23 protein-coding genes and 1 pseudogene are annotated in these 23,274 nt (G+C 43.3%); 15 read left to right on the forward strand and 9 right to left on the reverse strand.

The window, feature by feature from the left end:
- Positions 1-8: 8 nt before the first annotated feature.
- Positions 9-1,022 carry a hypothetical protein gene (locus N0824_RS14400; protein WP_146184291.1) on the forward strand — a complete coding sequence of 338 codons (1,014 nt, stop codon included), beginning with the start codon at positions 9-11 and terminating at the stop codon, positions 1,020-1,022.
- 90 nt (positions 1,023-1,112) lie between these two features.
- Positions 1,113-1,355 (forward strand): annotated as a pseudogene (locus tag N0824_RS14405) (LysR family transcriptional regulator); the annotation flags it as partial.
- A 137-nt stretch (positions 1,356-1,492) separates the two neighbouring features.
- Here N0824_RS14405 and N0824_RS14410 read toward each other — a convergent pair.
- Complete coding sequence (locus N0824_RS14410) at positions 1,493-1,834, reverse strand: type II toxin-antitoxin system HicB family antitoxin (protein WP_002767352.1); 342 nt, start codon at positions 1,832-1,834, stop codon at positions 1,493-1,495.
- Between the two features lie 318 nt (positions 1,835-2,152).
- On the opposite strand from N0824_RS14410, the gene N0824_RS14420 reads away from it, so the two are divergent.
- Complete coding sequence (locus tag N0824_RS14420; protein WP_108937251.1) at positions 2,153-2,614, forward strand: DUF29 domain-containing protein; 462 nt, start codon at positions 2,153-2,155, stop codon at positions 2,612-2,614.
- Positions 2,615-2,691: 77 nt separating this feature from the next.
- On the opposite strand, the gene N0824_RS14425 is transcribed toward N0824_RS14420, so the two are convergent.
- The 3 genes from N0824_RS14425 to N0824_RS14435 all read right to left on the reverse strand — a co-directional run bounded on the left by N0824_RS14425 (position 2,692) and on the right by N0824_RS14435 (position 7,788).
- Positions 2,692-6,567: an Eco57I restriction-modification methylase domain-containing protein gene (locus N0824_RS14425; RefSeq protein WP_108937252.1), complete on the reverse strand. Its 3,876-nt coding sequence runs from the start codon at positions 6,565-6,567 to the stop codon at positions 2,692-2,694.
- A gap of 174 nt (positions 6,568-6,741) precedes the next feature.
- Positions 6,742-7,098 carry an iron-sulfur cluster assembly accessory protein gene (locus N0824_RS14430; protein ID WP_108937253.1) on the reverse strand — a complete coding sequence of 119 codons (357 nt, stop codon included), beginning with the start codon at positions 7,096-7,098 and terminating at the stop codon, positions 6,742-6,744.
- Between the two features lie 300 nt (positions 7,099-7,398).
- The gene (locus N0824_RS14435; RefSeq protein ID WP_108937254.1) at positions 7,399-7,788 is read right to left on the reverse strand and encodes a hypothetical protein; all 390 of its coding nucleotides are present in this window, start codon (positions 7,786-7,788) and stop codon (positions 7,399-7,401) included.
- A 210-nt stretch (positions 7,789-7,998) separates the two neighbouring features.
- On the opposite strand from N0824_RS14435, the gene N0824_RS14440 reads away from it, so the two are divergent.
- The 3 genes from N0824_RS14440 to N0824_RS14450 all read left to right on the forward strand — a co-directional run bounded on the left by N0824_RS14440 (position 7,999) and on the right by N0824_RS14450 (position 10,914).
- Positions 7,999-8,340 (forward strand): phage holin family protein, encoded by a 342-nt coding sequence (locus N0824_RS14440; protein ID WP_046663556.1) that lies wholly within the window; start codon positions 7,999-8,001, stop codon positions 8,338-8,340.
- A gap of 450 nt (positions 8,341-8,790) precedes the next feature.
- A complete protein-coding gene (locus tag N0824_RS14445) occupies positions 8,791-9,873 on the forward strand; it encodes a roadblock/LC7 domain-containing protein (protein WP_108937255.1) in 1,083 nt (360 codons plus the stop codon).
- A 114-nt stretch (positions 9,874-9,987) separates the two neighbouring features.
- Positions 9,988-10,914: an RluA family pseudouridine synthase gene (locus tag N0824_RS14450; RefSeq protein ID WP_108937256.1), complete on the forward strand. Its 927-nt coding sequence runs from the start codon at positions 9,988-9,990 to the stop codon at positions 10,912-10,914.
- Here the strand turns inward: N0824_RS14450 and N0824_RS14455 are convergent.
- A complete protein-coding gene (locus tag N0824_RS14455; RefSeq protein WP_108937257.1) occupies positions 10,911-11,912 on the reverse strand; it encodes a saccharopine dehydrogenase-like oxidoreductase in 1,002 nt (333 codons plus the stop codon). The two genes, N0824_RS14450 and N0824_RS14455, sit on opposite strands and share 4 nt — an antisense overlap.
- Positions 11,913-12,334: 422 nt before the next feature.
- Here N0824_RS14455 and N0824_RS14460 point away from each other — a divergent pair, with 422 nt between their 5' ends.
- The 4 genes from N0824_RS14460 to N0824_RS21395 all read left to right on the forward strand — a co-directional run bounded on the left by N0824_RS14460 (position 12,335) and on the right by N0824_RS21395 (position 13,627).
- On the forward strand, positions 12,335-12,550 hold the full coding sequence (locus N0824_RS14460) for a DUF2997 domain-containing protein (RefSeq protein WP_002762645.1): 216 nt from the start codon (positions 12,335-12,337) through the stop codon (positions 12,548-12,550).
- 44 nt (positions 12,551-12,594) lie between these two features.
- Entirely contained in the window at positions 12,595-12,981 is a 387-nt protein-coding gene (locus tag N0824_RS14465; protein ID WP_108937258.1) for a DUF1257 domain-containing protein, read from the forward strand.
- A complete protein-coding gene (locus N0824_RS14470; RefSeq protein ID WP_108937259.1) occupies positions 12,981-13,388 on the forward strand; it encodes a ferredoxin in 408 nt (135 codons plus the stop codon). Before N0824_RS14465 ends, N0824_RS14470 begins: the two co-directional genes overlap by 1 nt.
- 83 nt (positions 13,389-13,471) lie before the next feature.
- Positions 13,472-13,627, forward strand: coding sequence for a hypothetical protein (locus N0824_RS21395; protein ID WP_233256449.1), 156 nt, complete (start codon positions 13,472-13,474; stop codon positions 13,625-13,627).
- 517 nt (positions 13,628-14,144) lie between these two features.
- Here the strand turns inward: N0824_RS21395 and N0824_RS14480 are convergent.
- Together N0824_RS14480 and N0824_RS14485 are read right to left on the reverse strand one after the other, a co-directional pair.
- Complete coding sequence (locus N0824_RS14480; RefSeq protein ID WP_002752714.1) at positions 14,145-14,876, reverse strand: sugar transferase; 732 nt, start codon at positions 14,874-14,876, stop codon at positions 14,145-14,147.
- An 806-nt stretch (positions 14,877-15,682) separates the two neighbouring features.
- The gene (locus N0824_RS14485) at positions 15,683-16,474 is read right to left on the reverse strand and encodes an HpsJ family protein (protein ID WP_108937260.1); all 792 of its coding nucleotides are present in this window, start codon (positions 16,472-16,474) and stop codon (positions 15,683-15,685) included.
- A gap of 588 nt (positions 16,475-17,062) precedes the next feature.
- On the opposite strand from N0824_RS14485, the gene pgl reads away from it, so the two are divergent.
- From pgl to N0824_RS14500, 3 genes are all read left to right on the forward strand, one after another.
- A complete protein-coding gene (gene pgl / locus N0824_RS14490) occupies positions 17,063-17,785 on the forward strand; it encodes a 6-phosphogluconolactonase (RefSeq protein WP_108937371.1) in 723 nt (240 codons plus the stop codon).
- A 136-nt stretch (positions 17,786-17,921) separates the two neighbouring features.
- Complete coding sequence (locus tag N0824_RS14495; RefSeq protein WP_108937372.1) at positions 17,922-18,554, forward strand: FHA domain-containing protein; 633 nt, start codon at positions 17,922-17,924, stop codon at positions 18,552-18,554.
- 368 nt (positions 18,555-18,922) lie between these two features.
- The gene (locus tag N0824_RS14500) at positions 18,923-20,170 is read left to right on the forward strand and encodes a site-2 protease family protein (protein ID WP_108937261.1); all 1,248 of its coding nucleotides are present in this window, start codon (positions 18,923-18,925) and stop codon (positions 20,168-20,170) included.
- Here N0824_RS14500 and N0824_RS14505 read toward each other — a convergent pair.
- Complete coding sequence (locus N0824_RS14505) at positions 20,089-20,853, reverse strand: metallophosphoesterase family protein (protein WP_108937262.1); 765 nt, start codon at positions 20,851-20,853, stop codon at positions 20,089-20,091. The two genes, N0824_RS14500 and N0824_RS14505, sit on opposite strands and share 82 nt — an antisense overlap.
- 376 nt (positions 20,854-21,229) lie before the next feature.
- Between N0824_RS14505 and tpiA the strand changes: the two genes are divergently transcribed.
- Positions 21,230-21,955 (forward strand): triose-phosphate isomerase, encoded by a 726-nt coding sequence (gene tpiA, locus N0824_RS14510; protein WP_071591854.1) that lies wholly within the window; start codon positions 21,230-21,232, stop codon positions 21,953-21,955.
- On the opposite strand, the gene N0824_RS14515 is transcribed toward tpiA, so the two are convergent.
- Entirely contained in the window at positions 21,952-22,734 is a 783-nt protein-coding gene (locus N0824_RS14515) for a fumarylacetoacetate hydrolase family protein (protein WP_108937263.1), read from the reverse strand. The genes tpiA and N0824_RS14515 overlap by 4 nt on opposite strands.
- A 145-nt stretch (positions 22,735-22,879) precedes the next feature.
- On the opposite strand from N0824_RS14515, the gene rpsF reads away from it, so the two are divergent.
- Positions 22,880-23,269 (forward strand): 30S ribosomal protein S6, encoded by a 390-nt coding sequence (gene rpsF / locus N0824_RS14520; protein ID WP_002769143.1) that lies wholly within the window; start codon positions 22,880-22,882, stop codon positions 23,267-23,269.
- The last annotated feature ends 5 nt before the right edge of the window (positions 23,270-23,274 follow it).

The following is a 23,274-nucleotide window of genomic DNA, read 5'->3' on the forward strand; positions in this document are numbered from 1 at the left end:
GAAGCGTTATGTCAGCCCTTCTTGGAGCAGGGGTCGCTATTGGCTTCGGTACACCAGTTCTTGCACAAACCACCACCTCTTACAGCATTACCCACGGTTTTAGCTTTAGTGTCGGGGGAAACACGACTCCTCTCGTCCGGGGATTCCACGGGGGAAGCGCTTTTGCTTTCTCTCCTTACGCTTTCCCTTTTTGGTCGTCGAGCAGCTACGGACACAGCTATACTATCTCCCCCCCGGTTCCATCCCTTCCCTTTATACACACTCACTCGACCAGCGCTGCGATCGGGACTGCCTCGGCTAATGCTAATTCGACAGTAGGAATAACCACGATCGGGGTCGGAACAGTATCGGGATTCATTAATGCTTCTGGGACAGCGACGGTTCAAAAACGCGGGGAAGTAGCTTGTGCTGGTAGTTACGCCGGAGTGACAGCCCGACAAAGAATCCGATCACCTTTCGGAGGGGTGATCTGGGGTCCCCGATTCGCCTGGGATTTTGTCAGTGGAGGAGGGTGCGCGATACGAAAAGACCCGATTAAATTTACCGTCACCGATCCCGATACGGGGGAGATTCTGAACTCAGGACAGTTTTTAGATATCACCAATACGGGTGATGGTACTGTCAACTGGGATGATGATTCCCTCGATTTTGCTATTAGCGACGGAACCTTCAGCATCGACCTTAATAGTCCTTTTATTCCTGATAACCAACGAGGCACTTTGTCGCTCAAAGTTCAGGGAGGCATCATCACTGATTCCCAGGATTCGGGAATATTTGATGGTTATTTGCCTGCAATTGGAAGTTCTGGTACTTTCTCCGTCTCCGGCTCCAATTTCAAGCCCGATCTTACCTTTGATTACAATCTAGGAGATTTCGGTAAGGACGTCGATCTAGAAATCACCGCCGACGGTGGGGCGATTCCGGTTCCCGAATCCTCAACGATGAACCCGTTAAGTTTGGGGGTTTTAGGACTGATTTTCTTGGGAGGGAAACGATTCTGGAGAAGTTCTTCCAAGAAGTAGTAGTTTGTCATCACTCAATCAGTAAGGTGCGTTCCCCCTCGTCGATTAGTTGCGTAGTCGGAGTTGCAGTGGGGAACGCACCCTACGAAATCTTTGCTGTTAAATACGGGGGAAATGGTGAAAGCAATCATCGAGAATAGTTCGGCAGCTGCCGGGATTTCCGAATTGATGGTTCAAAAGGAATTAGAATTAGGCACATTGCGATCGATTCGAGTCATCGATACTTCTGGTTTATCCCCTCGCTATCTCGAATTTACGCGCCCTTTTTTAAAAATAAAACACCGTCAGCGCTTTCAACCCCGCGTCTGTCAAGTTTTCGAGCAGATGTTGTAATCTGATAGCAGTCACCAAAAATTAACTAGAGCAAAAATAAAGCTATGTAGGGGAAATTATTTTTGGCAAAAGAGATGGGGAACGAGGTAATATAAATCTCTCCTTTTAACTCTCAAAAATTGTCATCTATAATATTTTTAGCCGACAAGTTCTTGAGCTTTCTGAGAAAGAACCTCATCCATCCAAGCATTGATACTTTTACCTTTTTTAGTTGCTGCTAAATAGATTTTACGATGAATTTCGGGGGTTGTTTGATAAGGTAGCTTTCCTGAAAAAGGTTGATCGGGTTCTTCTCCTAATTCTTGGCAAAATTCTAGATAGTCATCAACAGATTCATGAAAACACTGTACAGCTTCTTCAATAGTTTTGCCGTGAAAAGTAATCACATCTTTAATGTCAATGACGATTCCAGAGATCAGATTATCGTCAAAGTCAATTTCAAATTTACCTGTATATCCTTTATAAGTTGTGGTGTACATAGTTTTTTCTCTCAATAAATAATCAATAATTGAGGCAATTAAATGATATTAGCATTTTCTAAAAAGAGGCTTATATCCTTGTCTGAATTGCATTCAGAACTCGCTGTTGCTTTTTGTTCATTGAGTAAGGTTCAGTAACTTTTTTTCGTATTATATCAGTATTTTTAGAAAAAGGAAGACTCTCTATGGTATTATTAAATCTATCAATAGGATTGGTTTGAAACCTTTACTTGTAAAATCGTGCTTCGCTGTTCTATACTGGCGGAACCTGTCATCTCCAGGGTTCCTTCCAGCCGACATTTTAGGTAAAGTTCCAATATGAAAGATCAAGCCAATTCCCTGTATGAATCCGACTTCTATGGGTGGACAGAGCTACAAGCGAAAGCTCTGGCCAACCGACAGGTAGAAGCTCTGGACTGGCAAAACTTACGGGAGGAAATCATTTCCTTGGGTAAACAAGAATATCGAGAACTGGTGAGCCGTCTAACCGTTTTGGTAGGACATCTTCTCAAATGGGAATATCAGTCAGATAAACGTTCTCGCAGCTGGTTTTTGACGATTAGAGAACAGAGACGAGCGATCAGACGGCATCTACAGGGTAATCCTAGTTTAAAATCCCGGATACCGACGGCTTTATCTGATGCTTTCGAGGCCGGAGTCGATTTGGCTTTACGCGAGACGGATTTACCGATACGGACTTTTCCCTCTCACTGTCCTTTCACCTTCGAGAACATCATGGCCGACCATTTCCTCTGCGATACCAGTCAGGATTGGCCGTAAATTTAACGGTTATACCGCCTCGACGGGTATCTGTATCTCAACAAGTAATTTAAATACGCGGGCAGCTGATTCTTTTTTCACTCTCTCCCTTCAATAATTTTAATTTCTTCCTCGCTTAATCCATAGAGTTTATAAACAATTATATCGATCAATTCGTCGGTGGCGCTTAATTGTTGTTTTAGGGGTAAAAGTTTATCTAGACTGGTTTGATATTCTTTTTCTAGGGTTTCCTGTATTTGACGATCTAGCAAGTTAACGCTAATTTTCTTTTTGTTCTTTTTCAGTATCTCCCACAGCTGATCCAAGCTAAGATGAGGTTCGCTTTTTTGGTAGTCACCGAGATAGTTTTGGATTTTTGATTTGTTGGTTAAATTATTGATCTCACTGCCGATTATTCTCTCTAAATATCTCAAAAAGCTTTTGATTTCTTTTTGTTTTTCCCGATTTATCTCGATCATCTGTTCTGCTAAGTAGGCCAGAATATCATGGACTATATCGGTTTCCTCTCTCCTAATATGCTCCTCGATTTCTTTTAATATCTCTTGCTTTTCTTGATAACTTTTGATAAGTGTCTCTAAACTCTGTTGACGGCGATCGCTATTGGTGTTAAAAGATATTTTTCGGATGGGTATTGAGGCAAAATCATCTAATAAAATTTGAGGAAATGTATCTTCTTCTTGAATTGCAAACTTTTTTCTAAAAACAAATCCCGTTAATTTACTATTTAAAATAGCCAATAGTGATTTCAAGTTATAATTAACACTATCTTTCAACTTTACTACATATAATAGAGTATTACTATAAGCTTCTTCTTGATAAAAACATCCTAACAGTCTAGAGTCAACAACTTTTCTAAATAACAATCTATCCTGACAGAATAGTTCTTTATTTCTTGGTTCTGCTAACCATTTACCCCACTTGATCCAATTATTATGATACCAATCAATCGAATACCTTTGAATTGATTGACCTTCAAAAAATGGGGCATAGCTTTCATCTACTTTATTGTTATTTGTAAAGGGTTTAATCTCCATTACTTCTGTCGTTTGAGGAGGATGACCTTTCCCTTTTTGGTATGCTTTAAGACCATAATTTATGGCAGTTATTTGTTTTAGATCATTACTACAATCATTTATTTTATCTAAAATCACCAATTCTGATGACGAAAGGTAAGGATTGATAATATGTTCATGAAAACTCAACCAGTAATCTTGATTTCTCAAAAGTTGTTTAGTGTTACTATTTGATATTTCATTAATAACGTCTTTTTTTAGAAAAGTTGTGACTAACGTTTCGTGAGATTGAGAGTTAGGGTTTTTTTGTATAACATAAATTGTTGTATCAACTGTGGCACTCTTAAAAACAGTTCTCGGCAGTGCAACAATATTTTTTATAATTCCATTTTTTAAGAAATGAATTCTTAAATTTTCCGTAAAATCAAGATACATCCAGTTGTCGGGAACTATTAGGGAAACTACACCTCCTAATTCTATTAAAAAATTAAAAGTTTTCTCCATAAAAGCAACATAACTCTCAACTCGATAACTAATGCAGTGGTAGGATTCTTTGAAATAAGTTATCTCATTGTTATTAAAAGGTGAACCATAAGGAGGATTACCGATTACTGCATCAAAACCGGGGTTATCCTTCCAAGAAGCGGAATCAAGATCGATAAAAACTTCGGGAAATTCCAGATCCCAATGAAAAAAGCGCTTACTTTTATATAAACTAGCTGCTTGGTCTAAAATTCCTTGATCTGAACGGGGTAACTTATCCCAATTAATTGCCGATATATTACCACCGTAGCGCTGCAGAAACTCAATAGCAGTTTTAACCCCAAAAAAGCGAGAGAGGAAAACATCTAATAAACGCTTGTAGGGTTTAGCTTGACTATCAAAATCACGGAATAACTGTTCGCTTGCTTCCACTTCAGCAAAAGTCGCATCGCTGAGGGTACTAATTCCCCGCATAATTTCCGCGGCCCGAAGTAACCCAACAAAAGGGCCAGTTAAAAGAGTTAATTGACCACTTTCTTCCTCGATCATAGCGGCTTCTGCGTCCTTGGCGGTAGTTCCGATCAGAGAATTACCACAACGTAAATGATGATCCAAAAAACTCAAAGGTGCGCCCACTGTGAAAGAATGTAACCAGAGACTAACTTTGGCCAATTCTACAGCCATCGGATTGATATCCACCCCATAAATACAGCGCTTCATCACCACTCTCTGTAATAATTGCGTGGGTTCAAGGGTGGGAGAATCGAGAATAATTCCCTGTTGTCGGAGATTGTCGATAATATTTTGTCGGGTGGTTTCCAACATGGTTAAAACGGGATTATCTTCGGGATAAAGATTGAGAATCTGGATTAACTCATCGGTGAGATAGTCCACTGCTTCTACTAAAAAATGTCCGCTTCCCATGGCGGGGTCACAGAGTTTAAGATCAAGTAAGGTGGTGATCGCTTTTTTTTCTAAGCGTTGTAGCTCTTTTTCTAATCCCTGCTGACTGAGATTTCCTAAACGTCTATCGCTGCTTTCTTGTCTTCGGGTGGCGATTTCTGTCATCACATCCCCGAACTGTCGCGCTCTTTGCTCTAAAATTGGTTTGAGGGTATGACTGACAATATATTTAACAATGTAATCGGGAGTGTAATAGGAACCGGTGGCTTTTCTTTCTCCCCGATCATTTTCCAGATGTACCGATTCCCCCTCAATCACGATGCGATATTCCAGTAATCCTTCGTAAATTGATCCTAACTGTCGCACACCTAAAAAACTATAGTCGATCGGCTGTCCCTCAAAACGTGCTAACTTGTCTAGGATGGGCGCTAAAACCGCATCGGATAACTTATATTGACCGAGAAAACAATTCACCCGGCCTTCTTCCATGTCAAATAAACCCCCGTTGTAACGAGGTACGGCTAAATTAGCATCCCCTCGATCGACAATGCGAAATAAACTGAGGAGAGCATCGTATATTCCCGTCGAGGTGCCACTAAAGACCTGCTGACGATCGATTTTAACGGCAATTTCTCGCGTCTTTTGCAATAAGCTGTAATCGCGATAGTCTCCCCTCACCGGCAGCAAGTCCCGCGCTTCTGCGTAGAGCAGAAATAATAATTTATACAGCAGGGATAAACTCGCCTTGTACAATAAATCTGGCTGTATGTCTGTATTTAATGATACAAAACCTTGAGAAATATCGGGAAAAATGCGATCGAAGACTAACTCTTTTAACTCGTTACCCACTCTGGTGGCATAGGTGGTACTCCCCTCCCGGACCCGTTCAAGGAAATTCTGACCGTGAATATCCTTAATAAAAGCCTCTTGACGGAAAAATAACCAGAAATACCGAAATTTTTGCCGGTCTCCCCCTTCTAATAGTTCCATCAAGTCCACTAGATAAAATTCCGTGGCTGTGGAGGACGCTTGACGGTAATATAAGCGCCATTCTCGACCATTAGTGAGAATACCCCAATCTACTCCCGTCCCCGTGAGATAATTGGTGATCTGAAAGGAAGGATTACTATTTTTCCAGATATCTCGCTGATCATTCTTAGAAACGTCACTAAGAGAACGTTGCCAGTATTTGGCCTCAGCGATCGCTAAAACTTGACTATAAAAGGCTCTTTCATTATTCTGGAGAGCATAGGCTTGATAACGGTCATTTTCTGTGGCAAATAGGGCATAATCTGGCCTTTCTGACCTTCCTTTTCCCCTACTGCTTACCTGCGGTATATAACTAAAACCGAGAATTTCTAGAATCGGTTGTATTAATTCTGCTTCCGTTTGCGCTTCGTTAAGAGTCGGCAAAATCGCCTTTTTTTGTTGATAAAGACTCTCTAAGCGGTAAAATGCCACCGATACATCCTCTTGCCATTCCCCAGAATCCGGCAGCCGATGCTCAAGATAGTGTTGAGAAAAAAGTGGTTTATTGCCCGTTTGTCCTGACATGGCCGATTATCCTAACATTGAGGGTATCTAGCCTAAAAATGAAGGGTTCGCAGGCAGGCACGGATTCCCATTATACAAAAAGCATATGTCAAGTCTCCGATTTTGTCAAGAGTTTTGGCCAAAAAAAATCGCCTCTGGGAGGCGGGGGTGAAAGGTATCACCCCAGAGAAATAATTAAACGCCAAAAGACTTACCACAGCCACAGGTTTGACTGGCGTTGGGATTAGTGAATTGGAAACCACCGCCGATCATCGCGTTGCTGTAATCTAACATGAGACCGTAGAGATAGAGCAGACTTTTTTTATCAGAGACAATTGTAAAGCCATCGTAATCGAAAACCTCATCTTGGGGGCCAATATTGCTAGGATGCTCAAAATCCATCATATAGGACATTCCCGAACAACCCCCCTGACGCACACCCACGCGCAAACATAAATCCTTGCCCTGTTGCTTTTTGAGCATGGTAAGGTGTTTGAGGGCGGCCTCACTGAGTAAAATTCCTTTTCCTTGAATCTGAGTAGCTTGTGTCATCTTTAGCAGGAACTCCTAAACGCAGTTGAAGGGGACATATAAAACTTTACCTTCTCCTATCCATCTTAACGATAGTTGAGGGCTGTTGACTGGATTACTTCTTACTTTTCCCAGTCTCGCAGGAGTTATAGGGCAAAAAAAGCAAAAAACTGGGATTATTAATTAAATAGCGTTGCCAGAGACGACTAGATTCTTGAAACAAACCCTAGAGCCATTCTCAGCCGATTTTCATCACCCAACGGACAGGACAGCGCTGCTTTGAGGATGCCGAAAAAGCAGCCAGAAAATATCCAAAGAAATTCACTTTTCTAAGCGGAGATTAGTGCCGCTGCTATCGGTGCGATAAACCCAGGTTTTTTGGTTATCAGTCAGAATAATTCGCCATCCTTGCACCAGTGCTTGAGTACAAAATTCTCCCGGTTTAGCTAATCCTAAACAACCATCGGGCCAGGTTTGTGGTTGTGCTGCTTGAATTTGCAAGCGATTAACCGATATCTTGGTTTTCCGACTCAAATCTTGACGGGCAGCCGCGATGACTGAATTAGGTGGCTCAGGAGATGCTAAACTGGGTGGCGCTAAGAGGAGAGAAAGCAGACTCATTAGCATTAAAATGCCAGTTGCTCCCTGAATAATTCTCGTTTTACCGATTGGTACTTGCTGGCTTTGGCTAAAATTTTTTCTAGATATCATCTTTAGTGCTGCCTCTTTCCGGGGGTGATAGTCTGATCAAATTTTCCTGTTTATCATCAGTGTAACCGATACTATGTTCCCGCTCTGGTTTTCGAGCAGCGGCAGCAGTCACTCTCGGTTTTCGTTGTCATCTCCTGAAGACTTCCGTCTCTTTAAGGGGCGATGGCGATTAAAATAGATGAGGATGAACTATCTTAGATGGATGGGCTTATGTTATCTTTTTTCCTCCGTTGGTTGATTACCGCTGTCTCTTTATTGATTACAGCGCAAATAGTACCAGGTATAGAAATTAAAAATTTTACCGTGGCTTTGATAGCCGCTGTCGTCTTGGGTTTAATTAATGCTATTGTTAGACCCCTGTTGATTCTTTTTACCCTGCCTTTAACTATTTTGACCCTAGGGTTATTTATTTTTGTGGTTAATGCCATTTCCTTTTCTTTAGCCTCCTATTTTATCAGTGGTTTTGAGGTAAAATCATTTTTTGCTGCTTTATTCGGTTCGATCGTGGTTTCGATCATTTCAGGAGTTTTAAATGGCATTTTCGTTGACTAAAGTGGTCAATAATTCGGTTGTTTAAAACAGCCTGGCTTACTCTGATTGATTAATTTCTGATCTAGAGACGTTGATTATAACAACGTCTCCCTAGTTTTTGGGTAATGGTGATAGTTTTTATACAGTTCTCAGTATCGGTCAAAGAGGAGAAGGAAAAAAGTTTTCCTAGCGGCATCTTATCGGATTCAAAAATTAAGCAACTTCGGGAAATCAGGCTAATATTGTCTTCAGAATCCAAGGGGAAGAAAGCGAAGAAGATATTTAAAAATTCCCAATTATGTTGCTAAAATAGGTCGGTATACTACCGCCACTTTAAAAATAGGTAACTTTGTTTTTAGTTTACAGCGACAATTGGCCGGTGAGATATACTAGGATAAAAACTGGGAACAAGATACAATTGTGTTAAAATCATTGATAAAAGCACGCTGGAGTAATTAAACCTTACAGATCATGTCTTGGATCGTTGAACAACTGATTTATAGCAGTTTCTCACAACTGGGATTTAAATATATCGCTAGTGCTAATGTCCCCCCAGGGATTCAACAGGTTTTTTATCAACATATAGTCTCTCAGTTATGGGACACCTATAATCCTCCCCACAGGAACTTTAAAGGAGTCTATATCTATCAAATTGACCCCCATAACACCCTCTTTGGTTGGTTAATTAACGATGGGAAGGATGAATTTGGTCCTGGGGACATCCCCTACTTTCATTGTTATTATTTACAGGAACTACTCGACTCGAAAAAACTGGTTAAAATCCTTGCCTGTCTAGAAGCAGGTCCCCTAAAACGTATTAGCAGAGATGAGGCTAAAATCTCCCTTTATCCCGTAATTTTAGCCGACAATTATCAGGCAAATGCCTTTGAATTAGGGATTAAACTTTCTAAAGATATTCGTCTGTTTAGCCACCGACAACTGCGGGAAGAAAAACCCCTACAATGGTTTATCTCTTTGGAAGAAACCAAAGAACGACCACATCCCACCGATAATAACTATGATAACTCTAAAGATACCTTCCCTAGGGAACCAAATTACCAGGCAGAAATTGCCAAAATTCTGGAAGAATTAGCCGAAAAACCGATCGCTATTGAGGGAATCATGCTTGTTTCTGCCCAGGGTCAACCTTTGACTAATTCCATCGGTATGCCACACAATAGTGCCTTAATCTTAGCAGGAACAATGATCTATCTTGCCAATAACACAAAAGAGGAATTAAGCTGGTCTGATGTGGAACAAATTGCTATTCGCAGTCCCCAGGGTCATCTGATCTTAACCCCTTGCAGTGACCAAGCTTTTCTTTTAGTGAAAACTGGCAAAACGATCACGGGATTGTTAGAGGGAGAAATCCAAAAAACTCGCTCAAAATTAGCAATAATTCTCGCTATTTCTAATCCCACCCCCCAAACTCCTCTCTTAAATCCCGCAGTTAATCCCTTCCTTGATTCCCTTGTAGAAGAATTCGAGATCGTCCTCGAAACCGAAGATGATAACAGTACAGATATTCGTTACCCGGGTAGAACCTTACAGTGATCAGTAATCAGGAGATTATTTTTATTTATTCTCCCCTCTCCCTTCCCCCTAATTCATAATTCATAATTCATAATTCATAATTCCCACACCCTACACCCTGATCACTAAAAATCGATGAACCAATTAAACTTAGAAGTTGCGGGAAAAAAAGAACGTTTAGATGCTTGGATGGGGTCACAATTGCCCGATTTATCGAGATCGAGACTGCAAAAACTGATAGAACAGGGATATATACAGTTAAATGGTCAAATTTGCACCAATAAAAATACTAAAGTTGCCCAAGGCGATCGCTTAAAGATTACCATTCCCGACAGTCAACCCCTGCAATTAAGCGCCGAGGCGATCGATCTTGATATTCTTTACGAAGACGAATATCTGATTATTATCAATAAACCGGCCGATTTAGTGGTTCATCCGGCCCCCGGCCACGAATCGGGAACCTTGGTCAACGCTTTACTGCATCACTGCCCAAATTTAGCCGGAATCGGTGGAATTCAACGCCCCGGCATAGTTCACCGCTTAGATAAGGATACCACTGGCGCGATCGTTATTGCCAAAACCGACCAGGCCCATCAACACCTACAGGCACAATTAAAAACCAAAACTGCCCGTCGGGAATACATGGCCCTCGTCCACGGTGTCCCCAAAAGCGAAACAGGTACAATTGATCTGCCGATCGGTCGTCACCGCAGCGAGCGCCAAAAGATGGCTATTATTGCCGTGGAAAAAGGCGGTAGAAATGCCGTCACTCACTGGCAAGTCAAGGAAAGACTAGGCAACTACACCTTAATGGAATTTCGCCTAGAAACTGGCAGAACTCATCAAATTCGCGTTCATAGCAGCCATATCGGTCATCCGATTCTTGGGGATCCTCTTTATAGTTCCGGTCGTTCTATCGGGATTAATCTACCCGGGCAATTACTCCACGCCCATCGTTTAATTTTAATACATCCGGTCACGGGAGAGAGCCTAGAAGCGATCGCTCCCTTACCCGCTATTTTCCCGAAAGTTTTAGCTATTTTACGGCAGAGAAACCCCTAGCGCACAAATTGCGGCATAATCTCTGCTGCGGTCCATAATCCGTAGATACCGCGACGATGCAGGGAAACCCCCGCTTTCAGATAACCGAAAGCCGGCCCGCAGACATTAGCCGCCATACTGGTTTCATCGCCTAAAGTGAAGGTATGGGTGGAAATTTTGCCTTCAAAAGTCCGCCCCGTGACTTTAACATTGGTACTTAAGGGCTTTTTCGGGTTGCGCGTATCCACCACACCCCCGACGGAAACGCGATCGCGTCCACAAATTCCAGCCAATTCCAGCATAATATCGTCCGCGTGTTCCATATTTTCGAGGCTGAGAATGCCATTGGTTTTATTTAACAGCATTTCCACTTCTGCGTCACTCATCTGGTGGGCTGTTTCTGGGTTGTAACCGGGTAAATGGGCGATATCTTCGCGAATAGTGGCACGATAAGCCTCCCAGTTGGCGATTCCCACACCAAAGGTAATTTTAACGCTATGAATCTCTGCATAACTCTGGGCAGCTAGGGCGGCAGCCGCAGTTAACAGTCCGGGGGTAGCGCCGCAGCCGGTCATGTAGGTGATGCCGGCGGCTTCTAGGTCTGTTTGTAGTGCTAAGATTTGTTCCATGGCGCTGGTACGTTTGAGAGCATCGACTAAAACCCCGCGCCAACCTAAGCGAATGAAAGTTTTAGCGATATCGGCCATGAAATTGTTAGGTAAATTCGGTAAGGCGAGAAAATAGCCCTCTACGTCGGCAGTTTTGATTAATTCCTCGATACTGTTCTCGCTGAGACTGCCGTAATTTTCCAGATAACCGATCGAACCCCGGTCATGATAAATTTTGTTACAGGTATTGACATCTAGACCGTCTTTGTGGTAGGCAAAACCGGCTTTATCGGCGGCGGCAGTCCAAAGCATTTCCTGTTTGGGGGCGAGAATTCTAGCGGCGGCCTGTCCCAAACCACCAAAACCTAAAACACCGATCCGAAGGCGATCGCCTGCTGTTTGTTTATTCATATTTGTTCTGATTCCTATAGACAAAATTCTCTGATCTCGGCGGTCGTGGTTCGCCGTTGCATCTCCTTTATTTTCAATTTATCGCTTCAGGTCGTCTTTTTTGTGTAGTTTTGTTAAATTATCGAAAAAATAGGGTCTAAAACCTCGCCTTAAGCCGAAAAGTTTTTGGAGCGGGGCATAAATCCCCGTTACAAAAACGGCTGACCGCCTCCTGACTCCTGACTCCTGACGACCGCCTCCTGGGTCAAGGTTCGCCCTTGACGGTGAAGAAAAGTTACGGGAAACTTACAAAAAATGAAAGTGGTTGGCCGAGATAATATAAAGTTTTGCTAAAATTTTAACCAGATTGCTACGATTAGCAAACTATCGTAAATTAAAACGATAGGGAGCTTTGCAAACCCCAGATCACGCCGAGAAGACCTATGAGCATGGAAAGCCTAGAGTTTATCATCTATCCCGATGGTCGCGTTATGGAAAAGGTGACAGGCATAGTCGGTTCATCTTGTCAAGAGGTGACGGCGGCGATCGAGGCACAACTCGGGCAGCTGATGTCTCAAGAGAAAACCTCGGATTATTACCATCAAACCGTCAGCCAGTCAGAGAAAGTCAGCAACGAAGCCACTTTTAGCGACTGGTAATTTTTCATCTTTCCCGATCCCTTTATTTAAGCCACTGAAAAACCATGTCACACTTTAGCAATATCAAAACCAAAATCCGCGATCTATCCTACCTAAAAGCCGCCCTGAGCGATATGGGTATGGAATGGAAAGAGGGTTCCCACCCCGTCAAAGGTTATCAAGGTCAAACTTTAACCGCAGAGGTGGTAATCGAGCAAGATAACAATTACGATATCGGGTTTCGCTGGAATGGTAACGAGTACGAGTTAGTTGCCGATTTGCAATACTGGCAACAACCCCTAACCGTAGAAGGATTTTTAAGAAAAGTAAATCAAGGTTATGCCTACCAGACCATTCTGGCAGAAACTGCTAAACAGGGTTTTCAGGTGGCAGCACAGGAAAAAAATACTGATGGTTCTATTCGTCTAGTGGTACAACGTTGGAGTGCCTAATGGCTGATTTTTCTCCCGAACGCTCTGGTTTTGAACCAGAGTTAGGGGGATTCCTAAGAGATTCCCCCGATCGCACTGGTTTTGAGCCTGAATTGGGTGGTTTACTGCGCCAGAAAGCGGTTTACGTCGATGAGGTCACTTGTATTGGTTGTAAACACTGCGCCCACGTTGCCCCCAACACCTTTTTTATTGAAGGTGAATACGGTCGCTCTCGCGTCTATAATCAGGACGGTGACGAAGAAGAAATTATTCAAGAAGCGATCGAGACTTGTCCAGTCAACTGTATTCACTGGGTTAATTATAATCAGTTGTCATCTCTTGAGGAAGAACGCAAACATCAAGTGATTAAACAGTTAGGTTTTCCTCAGATTCACAAGAAATTTAGCGCCGAAGATTTAGATCTCTAGGGTGGATAGGTGCAGCCTCATCCACCTATTATTTCCGAGCAGTCATGGCAGCGGTTCTCGATCGAATCCGGTACAGTTCTTAGATGAACACCCAACTGATTTATTCTCTCGCGCGAATTATTCTCTCTCTCTCCGAGGAAGAAAGAGAGTTACTGGATCGAAAAATTGAGAGCAAACAACGGGAAAATTTGCAGATTAACGCTCAAATTTTGGATTTAGAAAACCCTGTCAAGCAATAGGAAAATCAATATCCCATGAGTTCGGAAGAATTCTCTCCTAGATTTCGTTCTGGTAAGCTAGGGGACGATATGGATTATTTCGAGTGGAATGTTTATTATGAAATGCTATTGGCAGCTAGAAAAGAGTTAAGTTTACGGCTGATTAAGCTGTTCAGGATCGGGAATGTACCTCTTGTGAATCAGAAATGCTATAAATCCTTATATGGCAAGAGACTTAATTGATTAGTTTGTTCTATAGCGAAAATAATTGGCAAAAATCGCAGCAATATCTTTCTATATAAGGGTTTCATCTCTTATAACCCCGTCCAGTGCATAACACAAACCGAAGAACCATAATTCATAATTCATAATTCATAATTCCCTATACCTTCTAAACAGGATTTAGTATTAGTTACTCTCATAATATTTCTTCTCAAAAAAACAGGAGAAAAAAGCAAGTTCTGCCTTTCTCTCCCCCAGTCTAGCGATTAATTACATTGAAACAGTAGTAAGTAATCTTGAATTACTATTCACCGATTTAGTAAGCACCGTTATTTTTGGGAAAAACCACAACACCAATAGTTCTAAAGATTACCCATATATCGGTTAACCAGTTGCGCGAATTAACGTAATACACATCCATCTGCACCCGCATGGGATAGGGGATGTCATTACGTCCAGAAACTTGCCATAAACCAGTTAAACCGGGGCGAATAGTTAAAACTTTGTCGATGCGATTGCCATATTTCTGCAATTCTTCGGGAACTAAAGGCCGCGGACCGACGACGCTCATATCTCCCCGCAGGACGTTCCAGAACTGGGGAAACTCGTCTAAACTGGTTAAGCGGAGAAACTTGCCAATCCAAGTTATGCGGGGATCATCCTTCAGCTTGAAATTATCCTCGAATTCCGCCCGCAGTTGGGGAGAGTCTTCCATCAGTCTCTCTAATACCTTATCCGCGTCCATTACCATAGTACGGAACTTGATACAGTTGAAATGCTGGAAGTTTTGACCGACGCGCTTCTGCATATAGAAGACAGGACCGGGGGAACTAATCGCGATCAATAAGGCTAAGATTAAATAAAGCGGCGAAAAGAAAATTAGAACCGATAGGGAGAAAACGATATCGAATAATCGTTTTGAGGTATCGCCGTCCAAAGCTATTAACCAAGATTTTTGATGCCGTCTACCAGAGACCGAAGGTTTGAACCCTCGCTTCATCAAAGCTTGTAGAGCCTTGACGGAGATAAGTTGGCTATTAGCAGTCATCTTACTCCTTCACATCACACACACCACACAGTACCCATGATAAAGCCACAAGACTGAAAAAACAAGTCTTTGGGTCAATAACTGGCACTGGTCATTTTAGAGCCTTTGTACTGAAAAATCTCTAATTAGGGTTGGCTGAAAAAGTTTGTTGCTGGGGTTAGGAGTCAGTAGTCAGTGGTCAGCAGTCAGGTTTGAATCAGTTAAGTAGTCGTGCAAAATAAATTTCCTAGTGAAGATAGGCAATAGGCAATAGGCAATAGGCAAAAGGCAAAAGCTTTATCGAAATGTGTAATTAATTTTGCTTAGGTACTTATCAGATGTGAGTGTTCAGTTCACTGCTTACTGTTTACTGATTACTGTTCACAGCAGAAAACTCTCCGCTCTCCTATACCTTTTAAACAGGATTTATACTAAATTCGGTTATTAAAAACTGATTATTTATTCCCCCTTTTGCCTCTTGCCTTCTGCCTCTTGCCTCTCCTCATAAGTAGCCTATGCTCAACGGATTTAGTATTAGTATTATAGGAAGGTTTTGAACCAGCAAAAATTAATTATGCAAGAAGTTTAATAAAAAAAAGAGCATCAGCAAATGATACCCTTTGTGGCTGAATATTTAAGTAGTTACAGTTTTGATCCTAAGGATGAAGTATGCTCTTGTCTGCACTCGTCGCCTCAGTCCGTTCGGCGGTTCGGACCTCGGCGTGAGACTGATCTCGCCGAACGTCCGAAGTCTCAGGGCCGAAGCCTGAATTTTGGCTCCCGACAACGAAAACTTTATACTTCATCATTTAAGATAAATGTCATACTTAGGCGGTGCGTTTTTTCGCACTACCTAGTTCTCGAATGCCTAACCAACCGATCAAACTATAGGAAATCGATAGCAACATACTTTGAATACCAATTCTTAACCACTGTTTCAAAGCCTCCAAGTTAGCTTGGCTTTCTGCCTGTTTTCGCCGCTCTTGCAGCTGAGTTTGTAGCTGATTTTTGATCTCATCCAATTTCTGTTTAAACTCCTTCGGTTTTTTGGATAAATCGCGTAAATTAGTTAATTGCTCTCTTTGTTGACGTAGGGTCTGTAACTGTTCCGTGTTGATCGGTTGTCCTTGGAAACGACCAGTTTCAATCACTTGAGTTCTCTGAGATATCTCTTGGTCTAATAGTTGGGGATTTTGGGATAGAGTATTTAACTGGGCTAAGAAAGCTTGAATTTGTCCCTCCCCTTGGTCAACACCCTGTTCAATTTGAGTCAAAGCGTTGTTTTTAATCTGGTTGGTATTATTGATATGAACGGGAATCATCAACAGAAAAACTAACCCTAACACTGTGGAAAAAACAAAGAGCGGCCAACGCAATTCAAAGCGGGATTTCCTAGGAATGAAATCTTTATTGTTAGCGTCAATCCAGTAAGCGATTAAAACGAGAATGATACCGAGGAGAGGAACAATGCCTCGATCCACAAAGGTGGTGACGAACCCTACCTGCCATTGGGATTGACTGAATTGATAGGGCAGCGGCAGGATAAACCCATCCAAAAGGAAGGAAAGAATGAAAACCAATCCCGTTAATTTCAGGGACAAAGAAGTAAAACTGTTCATCGCTGTTTCTGTAATGGTATGTCAATGAATAGATTCATTAGTCTGTTTAAAAGTTCTCGCTGGGGATTCCCAGAAGGATTTTGCCGAGAGGCACTCTGACAAGCTGCAATTTCTAATTAACTCTCGTTCAACCTCCTGCCCAACACTATGGTTAAATAGTTCTGCTTGTCAACCCCTTTCGAGAATCGACTCTAGAAATATTACCTCAATATGGTATCGGTAAACTTATCCTTGTCAAAGAATAGATCTCCCGCAAAAATCAAAAATCTGACCTTAGCTGAGGATACGGTCGATAGGAGACGGTCGTCAGGAGGAGAAAAAAGACAATAGACAACTACAATATCGATAAAAACTAATATTATGTCAAATTTATCCATTTTTTAGATATTTTAACCCGATAGTGCCTCGATAACTTACTTTTGCAGCAGGTCTAATAAAATTTTCCCAAGCTCTCAGACTGGGTTTTCCCCCCAGATATCTTACCTAAGACAGAGACTGTCAAAGAATAAAATTTTCCCAAGCTCTCAGATGAGTCCTCAATGGTTAGCCTATAGTAAAGACAGCCCCCCTGAGTTGATAACAAAACCCATGCAGAAATTGGTGGAAATTCTAGCCGATAAACAAGCTTTGATCGCAAAATCTCTGGCACTGGTTCTGGAAAAAATCACAACCAGCCTCGAACAACAGGACTATTTTACCATCGCTCTGTCCGGCGGTAGTACTCCGAAACCTCTCTACGAAGCCTTATCCTCTCAACCCCTCGACTGGTCAAAAATTCACGTTTTCTGGGGAGATGAGCGCTACGTTAGTCCCGATCATCCCGACAGTAATCAACGCATGGCCCGGTTAGCCTGGCTCGATCGCATACCGATCCCGGCCGCTAATATTCATCCTATGCCCACGGATGACCCCGATCCCCACCGGGCTGCCCAAAAATACGATGCTCATCTCCGCCAATGGTTTGGGGTCAATTCGCCCGATTTTCCCGTTTTTGACTTGATTTTATTGGGAATGGGCGATGATGGTCATACTGCCTCCCTCTTTCCCCACACGGCAGCTTTAACAGTGAGCGATCGCTGTATCACCGTCGGCGAGAAAGACGGCAATCCCCGCTTAACTTTTACCGTTCCCCTGATCAATCAGGCCCGTTGTGTGATCTTTATCGCTGCCGGCGAAAGTAAACGCCCTGCTCTACACGAGATTTTCTCTGCCCATGGTGACTCTTTCTCCTATCCTTCGCGTCTCATCCACCCCCCAGCAGGGGAATTATATTGGTTACTCGATGCGGCCGCCGGTTCCTCGTTTGTCTAGAGAATAGGGGAATGGGGAAGTGGGGAATTTCAACTAAAATCCCAACACCCCCCGCAACGCGCACCCAGTGACCACCCCAACATCCCAACACCCTAAAACCCAACCCCTAATCTGCTTTTTTACTTTTTCCTTAAAAATGATCGTTTGTCCTAATTGCGAACATATTAACCCCGATGAGGCCAGTCAATGCGAGGCCTGTTATACCCCCTTACCGCGGATGTCTTCCTGTCCTAGTTGTGGGGCAACCATTCAAACTGATGCTACCTTTTGCGGTCAGTGTGGCTACAATTTACAGCCTAATTCCGTTCCCATGGTCGCAGCCCAACCCGAATCGGAATCGGAACCTGAACCTGTCTCACCGATCCCTACAGCCACCGTCGCCTCGATCGCACCTCCTCCTGTTGCCCCTCCACCGGTTCCGGCCGCCACCCGCTTACAGACGGAAATAGCTAGTCTGCAGCACCTGCAAACCGATAGCAAAATTGAATTACCCCTACATCTATCGGTAATTCATGTCGGCAAACCTAACGATCGCATTCCCCCCGATATCGATGTTTCCGGTTTTCCCGATTCTGATATCGTCTCCCGGGTTCATGCCGATATCCGCGTCGAAGGGGGCATCTATTACCTCGAAGACAGCGGCAGCGCTAACGGAACCTACGTTAATCACACTCCCCTACCCCCCGGCAATCGTCATCGTCTCCGGGCTGGCGATCGCATTTCCCTCGGTAAAGGCGACAAAATGACTTTTATTTGGCAAATGTCTTAAAAGGAGACAGGTTTTAGGGTTTTAGGGTTTTAGGGTTTTAGGGTTTTAGTTGAATTCCCCCACTACCCCACTTCCCACTTCCCACTCCCCAATTCATAAGACCTCTTGTAGAAATCAAAAATCGTTGTTAGGGTTAGGAGCCAGTAGCCAGTAGTCAGTAGTCAGGAGAATTAAAAATAAGCATTAATCAATTAAATGGTCTATTTACAGATTTTATGCCATTTAATCCTTATTTTTGCCGTTTTTGAACCCTGAAAAATTAATTATGCAAGAGGTCTATAATTCATAATTCATAATTCCCACACCCCACTCCCCAATTCATAATTCATAATTCATAATTCATAATTCCCACTTCCCCACTGAAAATTATGCGTACAAATTGGCGAATCGGCTCTTTATTGGGCATTCCTCTCTATATTGATTCCTCCTGGTTTTTGATTTTGGCTTTTGTAACCTTGATCAATGCCACCGATGCAGAAATTCAGTCTCAGGCTGGCCAAAGTTCTGTTTTAGCGTGGTTACTTGGTTTAATCATCGCTTTATTGCTGTTTATCTCGGTTTTACTCCACGAATTAGGTCATAGTTTCATGGCCCGATGCCAAGGCATCGAGGTCAATTCTATTACCCTGTTTCTCTTTGGGGGTATGGCCTCGATCGAGCGAGAATCTCGGACTCCTCCCCAGGCCCTGCAAGTAGCGATCGCTGGACCCCTCGTCAGTTTTCTCCTGTTTTGTCTCTTATCCCTGGCCAGTCACTTACCCCATTTAAACGCTAATTTAACCTATATATGCGGGCATTTAGCGATAATTAACCTATTTTTGGCTCTATTTAATCTTATCCCCGGTTTACCCCTCGATGGGGGTCAAATTTTCAAAGCAATCGTCTGGCAAGCGACAGGCGATCGCTGGAAAGGTTTACATTGGGCTGCGATCAGTGGTCAATTCATCGGTTGGTTGGGGATTATTTTAGGGATTTTCTTGGTTCTCTTGACGGCAGACGTGGGGGGTGCTTGGTTAGGATTAATGGGCTGGTTTATCCTCAGAAATGCCAGCGCCTACGATAATTTAACTAATTTACAGGAAAGTCTCCTCAATTTCACAGCGGGAGAGGTGATGAGCAGAAATTTGCGGGTTTTAAACGCCCATCAAACCCTAGAGGAATTCGCCCAAGAATACGTTTTAGACCAAGCAGCCGCCAATACTGCTTATTTTGCCGCCTCCGAGGGACGTTATCGGGGATTAATTCGGGTGGCAGATTTACAGGCGATCGAGCGGAGTTTCTGGTCAGAAAAACACCTGCTTGATCTTGCCCATCCCCTTGGGGAAATTCCCACTGTTGAGGAAAAAACCCCCTTAGTGACAGTGGTGCAGAAACTGGAGACTATCCCAGACCGCATGATCACGGTGTTAACACCAGCCTCCGCCGTAGCGGGAGTAATCGATCGCGGCGATATCCTCAAGGCAATTGCGATAAAATACCAACTTCCCCTAGAGGAAACGGATATTAAACGCGCTCGCGAGGGAGTTTACCCCAGTTATTTGCCCTTAAATGTCATTGCTGCCGCTCTTGACAAGAGTGAACCGCCAAAAATCGGCGAACCGTCCTTAATCTCCTGACCTAGAGAGGATGAACGATAATAATCTTGTATATGGCTAATCCGAAAATTTCCTCGCTGGTTAGTCTGCCACAATTTCCCCGCTTCCACATCTAAACAACTTAACCAACCTTTGCCGTAGGCCCAAGTATCGATACAAATGGCATGGCCGAGATTAACCGGTTTACCGCTTTTTTGGCTGGTATGGCCGCAAATCATGGTTTTTCCCGAAGTATGGGCGGCGGGATATTGAAATTTCTCCCAAAAGAGTTTGTATTCTGGTTGTCTGGCTAGGGGTAGATTGGGATCGAGACCAGCGTGAACAAATAAATGATTTGCAGTTTCGTAGCTATTTATACAGACTTTTCCTAAAAAATCCCAGTGGGATTCGGGAATTTTAATCAGTTGGCCTTCGCTATAGGATTTTAGAGTAGCTTTACCGCCTTTTTCTAACCAGAGACGCTGTTTGAGGGGGTTGTGACGGGCTTGCAGCATGATAATCTCGTGATTACCCTTGAGGGGAATCAAATTTCCCTGTTTATGTAGGGAAATCAGGCGCTCGATCACCCCTTTCGAGTCTCTGCCCTTATTAACGTAATCACCGAGGGTGATTAAAGTATCTTGCGGTTTGGGATTGACGATCTCTAGCAAGTGATCTAGAGCTTTCGAGCAACCATGAATATCGCCGATCGCTAAGGTTCGCATGAGGATTTGGTAGGGGATTAGGGCATAGGTAGGGTTTGCGGCAAAAAGTTTTTCCTGGGGGCAGGGTGTGGGGTGTGGGGTGTAGGGTGTAGGGTTTTACCGATTTTGAGGTAGTCAGTTACCTAATTTTCAGGGAAAAAGTCCAGGAATTTTACCCCCGATCCCTCCAATGGTAGGCACTTTTTGAGGGAAAAAAGTCTAAAAGCCTTATCCAACAAAGTTTTTAGATTTATTCAGCAAGCCCTAGGTACAGGTAAAAGTATTAAAAAAATCTGTTCATGACAGACAGCGATTATCGGTGATCTTGCTTAGGGTAACAAAAAGGCTTACAGTAAAATGTACCATAAATTATCAAATCTACTAAATTAATTAAGCTGTGCCGAAAGTTGTTATTGCAGGTAACTGGAAAATGCACAAAACCCAGAGAGAAGCTTTGGAGTTTTTGCAAGATTTTAAATCCCATCTAGATGAAACCCCCGACGACCGAGAAGTAGTTCTTTGCGCCCCTTTCACAGCTTTAGCTGTCCTCTCTAAAACCCTCCACGGTGGTCGTATTCGCTTGGGGGCGCAAAATGTCCACTGGGAAAAATCGGGGGCTTATACGGGGGAAATCTCGGCGGATATGTTAACCGAAATTGGGGTTCACTATGTGGTTATCGGTCACAGTGAACGCCGGCAATATTTCGGCGAAACCGATGAAACCGTCAATTTAAGGGTTATATCTGCCCAAAAACAAGGTTTAACCCCAATTATCTGTGTGGGAGAAAGTAAGGCCCAAAGAGATGCTGGAGAAACGGAAAAGGTAATTATCAAGCAAATTCAAGCAGGTTTAGTCAATGTTGACCAAAAAAACCTCGTTATCGCCTACGAACCCATCTGGGCCATTGGCACGGGGGAAACCTGCGAAAGCGAGGAAGCCAATCGGGTTATCGGTTTAATTCGGCAACAATTAGACAATCCCGAAGTAACCATTCAGTACGGTGGTTCGGTAAAACCCGATAATATCGATGAAATTATGGCTCAATCGCAGATAAACGGGGCTTTAGTCGGTGGGGCAAGTCTAGACCCCGCCGTCTTCGCTAGGATTGTTAATTATCGTTAATTGATTTCTGCTGCCATGACGCGATTTTCCAAAACCCCGATGCCTTCTATTTCCACCCGAACCTTATCCCCCACCTGCATCGGTCCGATTCCTTCGGGAGTTCCCGTTAAAATCACATCCCCCGGCAGCAGGGTCATCACTTGAGAGATATAAGCCACCAAGACATCGGGGGGAAAAACCATATCACTGAGATAACTGCTTTGTTTGGGTTCGCTGCCATCATTGAGAAAAGTGGTTAATTGCGCCCCGATACTCAATTCCCGGACAATCCAGGGGCCGAGGGGACAAAAACTGTCAAATCCTTTCGCCCGCGTCCATTGGCTATCTTTTTTCTGTAAATCCCTAGCGGTGACATCGTTAGCAATGGTATAACCCCAGATTTTGCTTCTGGCTTGGGCTGTGGTGCATTTTTTGGCGGTTTCTCCGATAATTAATGCCAATTCTCCCTCATAATCTACTCTTTCCGATTGGGGCGGATAAAAAATTGTTTCACCATCGGCGATAATTGTCGTCGGTGGTTTGAGAAATAAAAGCGGTTCGCTCGGTACAGGTGTTCCCATCTCGGCGGCGTGGGCGCGGTAATTTTTGCCCACAGCAATAATTTTCGACGGGAAACAGGGGGCTAATAGTTGGTAGCTATCAGGTTCTAATTCTAGTTTGGTTAGTTGCCCTCCTTGCCAGGGAGGGGCATCAAAGACGGCAACGCTACGGTTTAGCTGTAACAGTCCGTAGAAGATTTGTCCTTGACGATGTTTCACTCGTACATAGCGTTGCGCCATATTTTTCTGGGAATGACTAGCGATCGACTCTCGGATAGTAGTATGATCATATATCCTTGCTTCTTTATTAAAAGCTAGAGAGTTATGAAAATCAATTAACTCCTGGCCTTGACAAAGAAGCCTTCTAGTCCATAAGGATTCTGAGATGAGCAATAACTACGAAACTCTTTACATTCTCCGTCCCGATTTAGGGGAAGAAGTCGTTCAGCAACAAGTGGAACGTTATCGAACTCTGATTAGCGAACACAGCGCCACAGACATTCAAGTTAAGGTGTGGGGTAAAAAACGTCTGGCCTATCCCATCAAAAAACTCAATGATGGTGTCTATGTGCAGATGAATTATCAGGCCAGCGGCAAACAAGTCGCCCCCATGGAACGGGCCATGCGTTTAAGTGATGAGGTTATTCGTTATTTAACCCTAAAACTCGATCGCGTGGTGGCCCCCCCTGCCGATTTATCTCCCTTAACGGAAATTCCGCCCTCTCCTATCACCGAAGCGGTGGTGGAAGATGACGGTATCTCCGCTGAAGATTAATTATA

It is taken from the genome of Microcystis sp. 0824, from assembly GCF_003112475.1.
Classification (GTDB): Bacteria; Cyanobacteriota; Cyanobacteriia; order Cyanobacteriales; family Microcystaceae; genus Microcystis; species Microcystis aeruginosa_C.

Coding starts and splice junctions, on each gene's coding strand:
- N0824_RS14400 (WP_146184291.1), top strand. CDS start 9: ATGTCAGCCCTTCTTGGAGCAGGGGTCGCTATTGGCTTCGGTACACCA.
- N0824_RS14410 (WP_002767352.1), bottom strand. CDS start 1,834: ATGTACACCACAACTTATAAAGGATATACAGGTAAATTTGAAATTGAC.
- N0824_RS14420 (WP_108937251.1), top strand. CDS start 2,153: ATGAAAGATCAAGCCAATTCCCTGTATGAATCCGACTTCTATGGGTGG.
- N0824_RS14425 (WP_108937252.1), bottom strand. CDS start 6,567: ATGTCAGGACAAACGGGCAATAAACCACTTTTTTCTCAACACTATCTT.
- N0824_RS14430 (WP_108937253.1), bottom strand. CDS start 7,098: ATGACACAAGCTACTCAGATTCAAGGAAAAGGAATTTTACTCAGTGAG.
- N0824_RS14435 (WP_108937254.1), bottom strand. CDS start 7,788: ATGATATCTAGAAAAAATTTTAGCCAAAGCCAGCAAGTACCAATCGGT.
- N0824_RS14440 (WP_046663556.1), top strand. CDS start 7,999: ATGTTATCTTTTTTCCTCCGTTGGTTGATTACCGCTGTCTCTTTATTG.
- N0824_RS14445 (WP_108937255.1), top strand. CDS start 8,791: ATGTCTTGGATCGTTGAACAACTGATTTATAGCAGTTTCTCACAACTG.
- N0824_RS14450 (WP_108937256.1), top strand. CDS start 9,988: ATGAACCAATTAAACTTAGAAGTTGCGGGAAAAAAAGAACGTTTAGAT.
- N0824_RS14455 (WP_108937257.1), bottom strand. CDS start 11,912: ATGAATAAACAAACAGCAGGCGATCGCCTTCGGATCGGTGTTTTAGGT.
- N0824_RS14460 (WP_002762645.1), top strand. CDS start 12,335: ATGAGCATGGAAAGCCTAGAGTTTATCATCTATCCCGATGGTCGCGTT.
- N0824_RS14465 (WP_108937258.1), top strand. CDS start 12,595: ATGTCACACTTTAGCAATATCAAAACCAAAATCCGCGATCTATCCTAC.
- N0824_RS14470 (WP_108937259.1), top strand. CDS start 12,981: ATGGCTGATTTTTCTCCCGAACGCTCTGGTTTTGAACCAGAGTTAGGG.
- N0824_RS21395 (WP_233256449.1), top strand. CDS start 13,472: ATGAACACCCAACTGATTTATTCTCTCGCGCGAATTATTCTCTCTCTC.
- N0824_RS14480 (WP_002752714.1), bottom strand. CDS start 14,876: ATGACTGCTAATAGCCAACTTATCTCCGTCAAGGCTCTACAAGCTTTG.
- N0824_RS14485 (WP_108937260.1), bottom strand. CDS start 16,474: ATGAACAGTTTTACTTCTTTGTCCCTGAAATTAACGGGATTGGTTTTC.
- pgl (WP_108937371.1), top strand. CDS start 17,063: ATGCAGAAATTGGTGGAAATTCTAGCCGATAAACAAGCTTTGATCGCA.
- N0824_RS14495 (WP_108937372.1), top strand. CDS start 17,922: ATGATCGTTTGTCCTAATTGCGAACATATTAACCCCGATGAGGCCAGT.
- N0824_RS14500 (WP_108937261.1), top strand. CDS start 18,923: ATGCGTACAAATTGGCGAATCGGCTCTTTATTGGGCATTCCTCTCTAT.
- N0824_RS14505 (WP_108937262.1), bottom strand. CDS start 20,853: ATGCGAACCTTAGCGATCGGCGATATTCATGGTTGCTCGAAAGCTCTA.
- N0824_RS14515 (WP_108937263.1), bottom strand. CDS start 22,734: ATGGCGCAACGCTATGTACGAGTGAAACATCGTCAAGGACAAATCTTC.
- rpsF (WP_002769143.1), top strand. CDS start 22,880: ATGAGCAATAACTACGAAACTCTTTACATTCTCCGTCCCGATTTAGGG.